Here is a 12,296-nt window from a genome sequence, read left to right on the forward strand (position 1 = left end):
CCGGGCAAATAAAACTCGGATTGCTATCACTATCCCTTATAACACGGCCTCTGGCGGGCAACAGCGGTGGAAATGCAAAGCTGGCAAGCAAATTGCAAAACTCCTTGCATCACACTTCCAGCGTTGACGCTGGCGTTCCTTACAGGAGGCAAAATGAACTTAAGACGACTGAAATATTTTGTGAAAATCGTCGATATCGGCAGTCTGACCCAGGCCGCTGAAGTCTTGCACATCGCCCAACCGGCCCTCAGCCAGCAGGTCGCGACCCTGGAAGGTGAAATGGACCAGCAGTTGCTGATACGCACCAAGCGAGGGGTCACGCCAACGGAAGCCGGTAAAATTCTCTATACCCATGCGCGGACCATTTTGCGCCAGTGCGAGCAGGCGCAGCTGGCGGTTAATAACGTCGGCCAGACGCTGCGTGGTCAGGTCTCGATTGGCCTGGCGCCGGGTACTGCAGCTTCCGCGATTACCATGCCGTTGCTGCAGACGGTGCGTAATGAGCTGCCTGAGGTGATGGTCTATCTGCAGGAGAGCAGTGGCACCGCGCTGAATGACAAACTGCTGGCGGGCCAGCTGGATATGGCGGTGCTGTATGAGCGTTCACCGGTGGCCGGCATCGTCAGTCAGCCGCTGCTGAAAGAGGACCTCTATCTGGTGGGTACCCGCGACTGCCCGGGACAGAGCGTGGATCTCACGGCGGTGGCGGAGATGAACCTGTTCCTGCCGCGGGATTACAGCGCGGTACGGGCGCGGGTCACCGAGGCGTTCACCCTGCGTCGTCTGTCGGCGAAAATTATCGGCGAGATCGAATCCATTACCACCCTGACCGCGGCTATCGCCAGCGGCATGGGGGCGACGGTCCTGCCGGAATCCGCTGCCCGCTCCCTGTGCGGCGCGGCAAACGGCTGGATGGCGCGGATTAGCACGCCGTCGATGAGCCTGTCGCTGTCGCTGAATATGTCGGCACGCGGTAGTCTGTCGCCGCAGGCGCAGGCGGTGAAAGAGATCCTGCTGTCTCTGGTGAGCCGCCCGTCGCTGGAGAACCGTGAACTGCAGCTGGTTAGTTAGGCTATATTCTCTTAAGGAATAAGTTGCTGGTTTTTATTATTTGTTACCTGGGACAACAGACTTTAACAATAGCAGATACGTTAAGTCCATTGGCCCGGAGGAAAGGGTGAACTTCCAGCAACTGAAAATTATCCGTGAGGCGGCCCGTCAGGATTACAACCTGACGGAAGTCGCGAATATGCTCTATACCTCGCAGTCAGGCGTCAGTCGCCATATCCGGGAACTGGAAGAGGAGCTGGGGATTGAGATCTTTATCCGCCGCGGTAAGCGCCTGTTAGGCATGACCGAGCCGGGTAAAGCGCTATTATCGATTGCCGAGCGGATCCTCAATGAAGCCAGCAACGTCCGGCGGCTGGCGGATCTCTTTACGAATGATGCCTCCGGCGTTTTAACCATCGCCACCACCCATACCCAGGCGCGCTATAGCCTGCCGCCGGTGATTAAAGCCTTCCGTGAGCTGTTCTCTGATGTCCGCGTCGAACTGGTGCAGGGCACCCCGCAGGAAATCGAAGCGCTGCTGCATAACGGCGGGGCGGATATTGGCATCGCCAGCGAGCGCCTGAGCAACGATCCGACGCTGGCGGCTTTCCCCTGGTTCCGCTGGCATCACAGCCTGCTGGTGCCGAAGGATCACCCCCTGACCCAGGTTTCTCCCCTGACGCTGGAGGCGATTGCCCGCTGGCCGTTAATCACCTATCGGCAGGGGATCACTGGCCGTTCGCGTATCGATGAAGCTTTCAACCGCAAAGGGCTGATGCCGGATATCGTGCTGAGCGCGCAGGATTCCGATGTTATCAAGACCTATGTTGAGCTGGGGCTGGGGGTCGGGTTGGTCGCTGAGCAGTCCGGGGATGCCCGGGAAGCCGATACTTTTACGCGCCTCGATACCCGCCATCTGTTCGATGCCAATACCGTGTGGCTGGGCTTAAAGCGGGGCCAGCTCCAGCGCAATTACGTCTGGCGCTTTATCGAACTGTGCAATGCCGGACTGTCGCTTGATGAGATCAAGCGCCAGGCGATGGAGCCGGAAGAGGCTGCTATCGACTATCAGATTTAAGCCATGGCGGGTTAACGCGTCGGGTAGAGAAAATACCGCTATAATTCACACACGAGAGTCGCGACTGAGGAAGGGAAAATGACGATGCGGCGTGTGAAATTACTCTGTTCGGCGCTGATGCTGCTCGCCAGCCATAGCGCACTGGCCGTCAGCTATCCGCTGCCGCCGGAGGGAAGCCGTCTGGTAGGCAGCACATTTACCATCGCCGTTCCGGAGAACAACACCCAACCGCTGGAAAGTTTTGCTGCCCAGTACGGCCAGGGGTTGAGCAATATGCTGGAAGCTAACCCCGGCGTTGATGTATATCTGCCGCATTCCGGTTCAACACTAACCATCCCCCAGCAGTTGATCCTGCCCGACACGGTGCGCGAAGGGATCGTCATCAACGTCGCGGAAATGCGCCTCTATTATTACCCGCCAATGGGTAATAGCGTCGAAGTCCTGCCAATCGGCATCGGTCAGGCGGGGCGTGAAACGCCGCGTAACTGGGTGACGGCGGTAGAGCGCAAGCAGGAGGGACCGACCTGGGTTCCGACCGCCAATACCCGGCGCGAGTATGCGAAAGAGGGCAAAACCCTGCCGGCGCTGGTGCCGCCCGGGCCTGATAATCCGATGGGGCTGTATGCGATCTACATTGGCAGGCTGTACGCCATCCACGGCACCAACGCTAACTTTGGCATTGGGCTGCGCGTCAGCCAGGGGTGCATTCGCCTGCGCAATGACGATATTAAATTCCTGTTTGATAATGTGCCGGTCGGGACGCGCGTCCAGCTAATCGATCAGCCGGTGAAGTACACCGTGGAGCCGGACGGCAGCCATTGGCTGGAGGTGCACGAGCCGCTGTCGCGCAACCGGGCGGAATTTGAATCTGACAGAAAGGTCCCCTTACCGATGACGTCGTCGCTGCGCGAGTTTACTCAGGGGCCGGGAGTGAGTCCTTCGCAGGCCGAGCAAACCCTGCAGCGCCGCTCCGGCATGCCGGTGAATATCAGCGCTGCAGCGGTGCAGGGGAGTTTGTAGGTCTCGAACGATGGCGGGCTGACCACCGTCTGCGGGACGCCATCTGTTTAGTTCGCTTCCATAAAATCGGGTAACTCGGGGACAGGCAGCACGGAAAGCACTTTTAAACGCTGAAGCGTCCGGGATTGCGCGCGTTCAAGGTGATCTTTCAGGCAGGCGGCCGCCAGCGCCCAGTTTCCTTTCAGCAACATGTCATACACCAGAGCGTGTTCTTCCAGCGTGGCGGTTTCTACCGGAATGGCCAGTAAATCATAGAAGATACGCGTGATGATGAAAGGGGACTGATGCTGGCGCAGGATCTGCATCATCAGCTTATTACCTGCCGGTTCGAGGCAGCGGATGTGAAGATCTTCTTCCAGTAACTCCAGTTCCGCGGCGGTCAATTGTCGACCTTTATAACCCTGCGTCTTTTGCAGCATAGACGCCAGCCACGCCGATGGAAGATGAGGGCCTGCCTTGCACAGCGCTGCGGGTTCAAGGCTGGCGCGGATCTCGAAGTGATCGGCGATTTCGCGCGCGGTAAGCGGGCCGGTCAACCACTGTGAGTAAGGTTCTTTTTCTACCAGTCCCTTGTCGCGCAAACGCATCAGACTTTCACGGATCACCGAGCGGCTAACATTATAATATTGTGCCGCTTTTTGCTCATTTACCGAGTAACAGCCAAATACCATCGCTGTTGAGAGTACAACCTGCAGGTTTTCCAGCACCTTTTCACCACTGGTACGGGTATCCACCAGGGGCTGCTGCTCGTCAAGGCCGAAGAGCTCCCTGGTCAGGGCAAGGCGCAATGGCTCGACCTCTTCGTCAGGCTGCGCCACGATAAAACCACGCCCCTCGAAGCGGGTAATTAACCCTTCTTCATGTAACAGACTGAGCGCCCGACGCACTGGCACCCGGCTGGTACCGAATAATTGTGCTAACGGACCTTCCAGAAGCACCAGCCCCTTGGGCACTCGCTGGGCAACCAGAATATGACGTAAAAACTGACGAATAACTTCATAGCGCGCAGCGGCGGTGTCTTCCGTTGCCGCATGCGAAGGGTTTGTCTGCATGACCATATGTTCGATCCTTACCTCATCAAACTTACCTTATCACATCCTGAGCAGTGTCATACCAACGCCCATCATTGGCACCGCGCTGGTGCAGGCTGCCCATTAATGGATCATCACATACAATATACATTTAAAGCACTCGCTCATGACGTTCCCTTCTAACTGTTATTGCACTACTCCAGCCGCTTATATCTTCTTGAAAATACATAATTAAAACAAAATTAACACACAATGATCACATTTTAGACACTTTTATGTCATTGCTCTGGCACTTGTTTTGCTATGTTTAAATGGATTTTTATTTAAATATACATTTAAGGGTGATATGAACGCGAATACGATTCGCCTGCAATTTCAGCAGGGGCAAATTGATGCCTGTGCCATTGCCGCGCTGTTTGCCAGCGGCCAGCTGTCGCCACTTGCGTTTACGGAAGCCTGCCTGACGGCGGCAAAAGAGACCCAGGGGATTTTTATTACGCTGACTCCCGAACGCGCCCGTCAGGAGGCTGCCGCCTCGACGCAGCGCTGGCGTAAGGGCGCGCCGCTGAGCCCGCTGGACGGTATCCCGGTCTGCTGGAAAGATTTATTCGATATCACCGGGACCCGAACCACTGCAGGTTCCGCAACCCGTCTGGATGCGCCTCTCGCGACACACGATGCCGGAATGGTAGCGCGCCTGACGCAGGCGGGAATGGTGACTATCGGCAAAACCAATCTGAGTGAGTTTGCCTTTTCCGGCCTGGGTATTAACCCGACGTTTACCACCCCGGCATTACTGGCAACCGATGGCGAGGAACATGTTCCTGGCGGCTCTTCCAGTGGCGCGGCGCGAGCGGTTGCTCAAGGGGTGGCCTGTATTGCAATAGGAACGGACACCGCGGGTTCCGTGCGTATCCCTGCTGCGTTTAACGGAGCAGTCGGTTTTCGCGCCAGCCGTCACCGCTATGACGCGAGCGGAGTGTTTCCCCTGGCGGCGTCTCTCGATACGCTCGGGCCTCTTTGTCGCAGCGTTCGCGATGCTTACGCCCTTGATGTCATTCTCTGTGGCGAGGAGACGACTTCGTCGCCGGTTCCACGGTTAATTGTCGATCCGGACATTCTCGACGCCGCTGATGCTAGCGTCCGTGACAACAGTGTCTCGTTGCTGTCCCGATTAGCGGCGTCAGGCGTTGTTGTTGAATATCGGTGCCTGCCAGCCTTTCATGAGGCACTTACCTGGATTGCTCACCATGGCTGGCCAGGGGCGATTGAAGCCTTTCAGTTACATGCCTCGCTGTTGGCATCACCGGCAGCAACGGCGATGGATCCGTTCATTCGCCGCCGGCTGCTGGCCTCCGGCACGATTGATCCGGCGGTGCTCACCAGCTTTATGCGTCTACGTCCGGTCTGGCAGCAGGCACTGGCTGAAGAACTCAATGGCGCGATTTTGGTGACCCCGACGGTCGCGCATACCGCGCCGCGACTGGCGCCCTTGCAGGCGGATGCCGAGACATTTGCCCTCGCCAATAGCGCCACGCTGCGCTTAACCATGCCAGGTAGTTTACTGGATATGCCCGGTCTCGCGGTGCCAAGCGGTACGACGGCGAACGGCCTGTATACCAGTCTGCTTTTCTCTTCATCGAGCGGTGAAGATCGCTCGCTTTTAGGCGCTGCCTGTGCAGTAGCGCATCTGCTGGCGCCCTCCAAAGGTGATGGCGCCAATTCGTTATCCCTCAACTCAAAAGGAAAATAAACATGGCCAAAGAAATCCTTTGCGCATTTGGTGTGGACGTTGATGCCGTTGCCGGCTGGCTGGGGTCATACGGTGGCGAGGATTCACCAGATGATATCTCACGCGGCTTGTTTGCCGGGGAAGTGGGCGCGCCACGACTGCTGAAACTGTTCGCGGAGCAGCAATTACGTACGACGTGGTTTATTCCCGGGCATTCGATAGAGACCTTTCCGGAGCAGATGAAAGCGGTTGTGGAGGCAGGGCATGAGGTGGGGATCCATGGTTATAGCCATGAGAACCCGATTGCCATGACGCCGGCCCAGGAGGAAGCCGTGCTGGATCGTAGCATCGAACTGGTAACGCAGTTAGCCGGTAAACGCCCAACCGGGTATGTGGCGCCGTGGTGGGAATTTAGCAATGTGACTAACGAGCTGCTGTTAAAAAAGGGCATTAAATACGACCACAGTCTGATGCACAACGACTTCCATCCGTACTATGTCAGGGTAGGTGACAGCTGGACAAAAATCGACTACAGCAAGCATCCCGATGCGTGGATGAAACCATTGCAGCGCGGAGAGGAGACCGATCTGGTTGAAATTCCAGCCAACTGGTATCTCGACGATCTGCCACCGATGATGTTTATCAAAAAATCCCCTAATAGCCATGGCTTCGTCAACCCACGCCATCTGGAGGAGATGTGGCGCGACCAGTTCGACTGGGTCTATCGCGAAAATGATTACGCCGTCTTCACCATGACTATCCATCCCGATGTTTCCGGCCGTCCCCAGGTGTTGTTGATGCTTGAACGCCTGATTCAGTACATCCGTAGCCACGATGGCGTTCGCTTCGTGACCTTTGACGAAATTGCAGATGATTTTAAAGCGCGCAAACCGCGCTCGGCATAATGTCATTTACCCCCTGACAGAGGGATTACGCTATGAGCATTTTTAACAAAACCTCCGTAAACGGCTGGCAGCCGCAGCAGTTAACCATCAAGGATGTGAAATTTGCCACCTGGATTGCCTTTTTTGCCTGGGTTTTCGCTGTCTATGATTTCATCCTTTTTGGCACGTTGCTGCCGGAAATTGGTCTCCATTTTGGCTGGAATGAGGTTGAGCAAGCGGAAATCGCCACCTGGGTGGCGGTAGGCGGCGCAGTGATCGCGCTGGCGATTGGTCCGCTGGTCGATCGTCTGGGACGCCGGATGGGGATTGTCATTACCGTTGGCGGTGCCGCGTTGTGCTCATTACTGACCGCTGTGGGCGGCGCATGGGGCAAAGGTGCGCTGACGGCCATTCGCTCTGTCGCGGGGTTGGGATACGCGGAACAGACGGTGAACGCCACCTATTTATCGGAGCTGTATACCGCGCTCGACGATCCGAAGCTCAACAAACGTAAAGGGTTTGTCTACAGTCTTGTGCAAGGTGGCTGGCCGGTCGGCGCGCTGGTTGCTTCAGCATTGACCGCCATTTTAATGCCCATCATCGGCTGGCAGGGCAGCTTCATTTTTGCGGCATTACCTTCACTGGTCATCGCTGTGCTGGCGCTAAAACTTAAAGAAACACCTCAGTTCCAGGTACAAAAGAAAATCCAACATTTGCGTGAACAAGGGCAGGTCGCCGAAGCCCGTCAGGTCGCTCAGGATTATCAGATTTCATGGGAAGAACATCACCGCGGTGGGATTGCCGCAGCGTTTCGTGGTCCATCACTGCGCGCCACCCTGGTACTGGGGGCGGCGGTCCTGATTAACTGGTTTGCCATTCAGATTTTTAGCGTGCTCGGAACGACGGTCATCACCAAAACCCATGATGTTTCTTTTAACAACTCATTGCTTATCTTAATCCTGTCCAACCTCGTGGGCTATTGCGGTTACCTGGCTCACGGCTGGCTGGGCGACCGGATTGGGCGTCGTAACACTATCGCGGTCGGGTGGATGCTGGGCGGTGTGGCGTTTGCCGGCATGCTTTACTGTCCGGACAACTTTGCCACTATCGTCACGCTCTACAGTATTGGTCTGTTCTTCCTGATTGGTCCCTACGCCGCCGCGCTGTTTTTCATTAGCGAAAGCTTTCCTACCGCCATCCGTGCTACGGCAGGGGCGCTGATTGGCGCGATGGGACCGGTCGGGGCGATCATCGCCAGCGTTGGTACCACCGCGGTGTTAAGCCATGAAGGGCACTGGCAGGATGCTGCGCTGTGGTTTGGCGCCATACCCTGCTTTATCTCGGGTGGGGTGATGTGGCTGGCGCGTGGCGATGTCCAGCACGCGTCAGGGATGAACAAGACCGTTAATACGCAACCTCAGGCGTAAGGAGCAACGATGGAAACGACAAACATCAGTCAGCCAGTAGCGGCAATCAGTGGTGCGGCAAGCGGCATTGGTCTGGCGCTGGCCACCCTGTATGCCCGCCGCGGTGTGCGGGTGATCGCCGGTTACTACCCGGACGATCCGCATGACCCAACTGTCGCCGCTGCTCAGGTTGAGGAGGCTGGTGGCGATGCGCTCTGGCTGCCGCTGAACGTCGCCGATACGGCGTCGGTTGATACGTTTATAGCGCAAGGCGTCGCTCATTTTGGCCGCCTTGATTATGTTATCGCCAATGCCGGGATCTTACGCTGTGCCTCTATTGAAGAGATGAGCGACGAGCGCTGGAGCGAAATGCTTAACGTAGACTTAACCGGCGTGATGCGGTGTTTCCGGGCGGCTTCGCCACGGCTGGTCAGCGGCGGAAGCCTGGTCGCGATCTCATCGATTGCCGGGGGCGTCTATGGCTGGCAGGAGCACGCGCACTACGCGGCGGCGAAAGCCGCGGTCCCCGGGCTCTGTCGCTCACTGGCCGTTGAGCTTGCACCACGAGGTATCCGCTGCAACGCCGTGATCCCCGGGTTGATTGAAACCCCACAGTCGCTGGATAAACAGAACTCACTGGGGCCGGAGGGGCTGGCAAAAGCAGCCAGATCGATTCCACTGGGGCGGGTTGGCTGTCCGGATGATATTGCTCGCGTAGTGGCTTTTCTCACCAGCGACGAAAGCCGCTATCTGACCGGGCAAAGCCTTATTGTTGACGGTGGTTTGACCGTCCGCTGGCCGGATTAAGGAGCCACTATGCAGTTGCGAAACAGACGTTGTGTGGTGACGGGGGCGGCAAGTGGTATCGGCGAGGCTATCGCACTGCTTTTTGCCGGCGAAGGGGCACGACTGATACTTACCGACCGGGACCGTAAAAAACTGGAAGGGGTGGTACAGCGTAGTCGGTTAATTGGGGCGCAATGTTATGGCGTGGTGGCTGACGTTGGCGAGGTCGACGGGGCAACGGCTGGCGTGGATGCCTGCCTGGGGCACTATGAGGGGATTGACGTTCTGGTCAACAATGCGGGCATGCTTACCCAGGCTCCCTGCACCGATATCACCCTGGAGATGTGGGAAACCATGATGGCCGTCGATCTGCGCAGCGTGTTTCTGGCCTGCCAGCGAGCTCTGCCAGTGATGTTGAGCCAACGCCGGGGGCGTATTATCAATATCGCTTCCCAACTGGGCATCAAAGGTGGGGCAGAGCTGTGTCACTATGCGGCCGCTAAGGCTGGCGTAATTGGCCTGACGAAATCACTGGCGCTGGAAGTCTCCAGCCACAATGTGCTGGTAAACGCTATCGCACCCGGACCGATTGAAACCCCGCTTATTGAGGGGATCCACCAGGCGTGGAAGACGGCAAAAACGGCGGAGCTGCCGCTGGGGCGCTTTGGGCGAGCAGAAGAAGTTGCGCCGGTGGCGCTGCTGCTGGCCAGCGAGCCAGGGGGAAATCTGTTCGTTGGCCAGACGCTGGGGCCTAATTCGGGTGATGTGATGCCTTGAGGAGTAGATGATGTGCGGAGTATGCGGCCTGCTTGATAACGGGCCGCAGTGGAGCGATCCGCTGCGGCAGGATATTCCCCTACGCCAGCTGCGCCTGCGGCAGCTGGCATTACTAAACCGTACGCTGAAGCCCTGGCGCCTCTCGCTGACGGAATTTCATGGTCAATGGCTGCTGGCCAGCCCGACGGGACAACAGGTGCTGGTCCACTCCCTGGATCGGTTGTGGAAAGAAGCAGAGAAGATGCTGCATCAGGCGATCGATCCGCTCGATGATGCCTGGTTAGCCTCGCTTGAGGCCAAAGGGGAAGCCTATGCCTGCTGAAGAGAAATTACCCCTCCATGTGCTGAGCGGGTTTCTGGGTAGCGGTAAAACAACGCTGCTGAAAAACTGGCTCACCCGGCAGGACGTGAACGACATTGCTCTGCTGGTGAATGAGTTTGGCGAGGTCGGGATCGACCATCATCTGCTTCACGAAGTCGCGCCGGATACCGTGTTATTGCCGAGCGGTTGCGTATGCTGTCAGATTCGGGGGGAATTGCAGGCCGCTCTGCTGGCGCTTTATGAACGGCGGGCGCGCGGCCTGATCCCGCCGTTTCGCTATGTGGTTCTGGAAACCAGCGGGCTGGCCGATCCGGCTCCCATCTTATCGACGCTTCTCCACGATCGTCAGTTGCAGAGCCATTTCACGCCAGGGACGCTGGTCACACTTGTCGATGCGGAACATGCCCACCGTCAAGCCGATCTTCAGCCCGAGTGGCTGGCGCAGGTGACGGCAGCGGACAAACTGCTGGTGAGTAAGAGCGATCGCGTTGCCCCCGAGGAGACGGTGACACTCCAGCAGTGGCTGCGTCAGCTTAATCCGCTGGCGGAAGTGGGCACTACGCGGCTGGCGCAGGATACCCCGGACTGGCTGTTCCGAAGTGAAGTGTTTCGCGGCTCTCATGAACAACGTTTCCGCTGGTTAGGGTCATGTGCTGACAACACGTTTTCGTTGCTGCCAAAGCGCGATGGCGGGGCGCATCCCACGACAGAAACGTGCGTGATTTCGCTTGAGCAGTCGCTAAACTGGCCCGCTTTTGCTATCTGGTTATCCATGCTATTACATTGCCATGGTGGCGCGGTGCTGAGAATGAAAGGCATTTTGCGCGTGAGCGACAGCGATAGTCCGGTGGTTATTCATGGTGTACAGCATACGTTGCATCCTCCGGTGCATTTGGATGACTGGCCGGGAGCGTTAAGCCGTTCAACGTTGGTATTTATATTACGTGGACTGGAGGCGCATCGCTTGCAGCAGGCCTTTAGCCGCTTTATGCAAGTATTACAGGAGTCCTGAAGGGATGAGTTCTGCGGCGATTATTTCTCCCCCATTAACGCTTCGGGTTTTGGGCACATCGGTGACGTTGCTGGAGATATTGCGCGTTCGCGCTGAGCAGGAGCTGGGGATCAAGATCGAATACCTGCTGCATAGCGTGGAAGATGCCCAGCGCATCGCGGTTATGCAGCCTGAAAGTTACGATCTCTATGACCAGTGGTTTCATAATATCGATTTTGTCTGGCCGGCACGTGCTATTCAGCCGCTGGAGGTGAAGCGGCTGAAATATTGGGACGAAGTAAACGAACTGGCGAAGCAGGGCACGCTGAACGGCGTTGTCGCCGATGGCAGTGTACCGTCCCAGCGCTTGTACGTTCAACGGGATCGCCATTTAAGCAGCCAGCCGAGCGATCTCATCAGTATGCTGCCATTGACGCATAATGCCGATAGCTTTGCCTATCATGTCGACCGTCTTCCCGAGGCGCTTCAGCAGGAAGAAGAGAGTTGGGGATGGTTGCTGCATAGTGCGCTCACTGGCGCGGTCGCCCTGCAGGAGGATGCGGCTATGGGAGGGATCGATGCCGCTCTGGCTATGCAGGGCGCGGGGATGGCGCAGTTTGCCGATATTGGCAATCTGACACTGGAAGAGATCGATGTTTTGACTCAAGGATTAGCCCATCTTAATCGCCAGGGACATTTTGCCGCATTCTGGTCGTCCCAGGATCAGGCATGCGATTTAATCGATAATCGATGCGTTGAGGTCCAGAGTTTATGGGCTCCCATCTATTTCCGGCGCCATTTCCATCAGCGAGGCTATAAAATGGCGCGCCCGCGAGAAGGCTATCGGGCGTGGTATGGCGGCATGTCGCTGTCTCGCTGCGTGACCGGGAAGGTAAAAGAAGCGGCCTATGATTACCTTAACTGGTGGCAGTCTGGTTGGCCCGGCGCAGTAATGGCCCGGCAGGGGTATTATATTTCCAACCCGCAGCGGAGCCGCGCTTGTCTGTCGCAGGCCGAATGGGATTATTGGTATGCAGGAAAACCGGCCGCTGAATTACTCCTGGATGCCTCTGGCGCGCCGCTGATTCCTGCGGGTGAACGTCGGGATGGTGGAAGCTACGAGCAGCGGATGGGACATATTGCGGTATGGAATTCGGTGATGGATGAACATAACTATCTGACGCGACGCTGGCAGGAGGCACTAATGCGCCGCTAACCC

12 protein-coding genes are annotated in these 12,296 nt (G+C 57.1%); 11 read left to right on the forward strand and 1 reads right to left on the reverse strand.

Annotated features, from left to right (window positions below; all coding sequences use genetic code 11):
- The first annotated feature begins 153 nt into the window (after positions 1-153).
- The 3 genes from nac (at position 154) to ldtA (ending at position 3,148) form a co-directional block, all read left to right on the forward strand.
- Positions 154-1,071 (forward strand): nitrogen assimilation transcriptional regulator NAC, encoded by a 918-nt coding sequence (nac, locus tag B8P98_RS09785; protein WP_002911729.1) that lies wholly within the window; start codon positions 154-156, stop codon positions 1,069-1,071.
- Positions 1,072-1,177: 106 nt separating this feature from the next.
- Positions 1,178-2,128, forward strand: a complete 951-nt coding sequence (gene cbl, locus B8P98_RS09790; RefSeq protein ID WP_004180456.1) for an HTH-type transcriptional regulator Cbl — start codon at positions 1,178-1,180, stop codon at positions 2,126-2,128.
- A 78-nt stretch (positions 2,129-2,206) separates the two neighbouring features.
- Entirely contained in the window at positions 2,207-3,148 is a 942-nt protein-coding gene (gene ldtA / locus B8P98_RS09795; protein WP_080897507.1) for a L,D-transpeptidase, read from the forward strand.
- 47 nt (positions 3,149-3,195) lie between these two features.
- On the opposite strand, the gene B8P98_RS09800 is transcribed toward ldtA, so the two are convergent.
- On the reverse strand, positions 3,196-4,206 hold the full coding sequence (locus tag B8P98_RS09800) for a GntR family transcriptional regulator (protein WP_095032933.1): 1,011 nt from the start codon (positions 4,204-4,206) through the stop codon (positions 3,196-3,198).
- A 319-nt stretch (positions 4,207-4,525) separates the two neighbouring features.
- On the opposite strand from B8P98_RS09800, the gene B8P98_RS09805 reads away from it, so the two are divergent.
- The 8 genes from B8P98_RS09805 to B8P98_RS09840 are packed head-to-tail and all read left to right on the forward strand — an operon-like array spanning position 4,526 to position 12,293.
- Positions 4,526-5,932: an amidase family protein gene (locus B8P98_RS09805; protein WP_095032934.1), complete on the forward strand. Its 1,407-nt coding sequence runs from the start codon at positions 4,526-4,528 to the stop codon at positions 5,930-5,932.
- A 2-nt stretch (positions 5,933-5,934) separates the two neighbouring features.
- The gene (locus B8P98_RS09810) at positions 5,935-6,816 is read left to right on the forward strand and encodes a polysaccharide deacetylase family protein (RefSeq protein ID WP_025711155.1); all 882 of its coding nucleotides are present in this window, start codon (positions 5,935-5,937) and stop codon (positions 6,814-6,816) included.
- Positions 6,817-6,848: 32 nt separating this feature from the next.
- Positions 6,849-8,222, forward strand: coding sequence for an MFS transporter (locus B8P98_RS09815; protein WP_025711154.1), 1,374 nt, complete (start codon positions 6,849-6,851; stop codon positions 8,220-8,222).
- Between the two features lie 9 nt (positions 8,223-8,231).
- Positions 8,232-9,008 (forward strand): SDR family NAD(P)-dependent oxidoreductase, encoded by a 777-nt coding sequence (locus tag B8P98_RS09820; protein WP_077253999.1) that lies wholly within the window; start codon positions 8,232-8,234, stop codon positions 9,006-9,008.
- Positions 9,009-9,017: 9 nt separating this feature from the next.
- On the forward strand, positions 9,018-9,764 hold the full coding sequence (locus B8P98_RS09825) for an SDR family NAD(P)-dependent oxidoreductase (protein WP_095032935.1): 747 nt from the start codon (positions 9,018-9,020) through the stop codon (positions 9,762-9,764).
- 10 nt (positions 9,765-9,774) lie between these two features.
- Complete coding sequence (locus tag B8P98_RS09830) at positions 9,775-10,086, forward strand: hypothetical protein (protein WP_080897511.1); 312 nt, start codon at positions 9,775-9,777, stop codon at positions 10,084-10,086.
- Positions 10,076-11,098, forward strand: coding sequence for a CobW family GTP-binding protein (locus tag B8P98_RS09835; RefSeq protein ID WP_080924877.1), 1,023 nt, complete (start codon positions 10,076-10,078; stop codon positions 11,096-11,098). Before B8P98_RS09830 ends, B8P98_RS09835 begins: the two co-directional genes overlap by 11 nt.
- A gap of 4 nt (positions 11,099-11,102) precedes the next feature.
- On the forward strand, positions 11,103-12,293 hold the full coding sequence (locus B8P98_RS09840; RefSeq protein ID WP_025711149.1) for an ABC transporter substrate-binding protein: 1,191 nt from the start codon (positions 11,103-11,105) through the stop codon (positions 12,291-12,293).
- The last annotated feature ends 3 nt before the right edge of the window (positions 12,294-12,296 follow it).

Origin of the sequence: Klebsiella quasivariicola, assembly GCF_002269255.1 — a bacterium.
Lineage (GTDB): Bacteria > Pseudomonadota > Gammaproteobacteria > Enterobacterales > Enterobacteriaceae > Klebsiella > Klebsiella quasivariicola.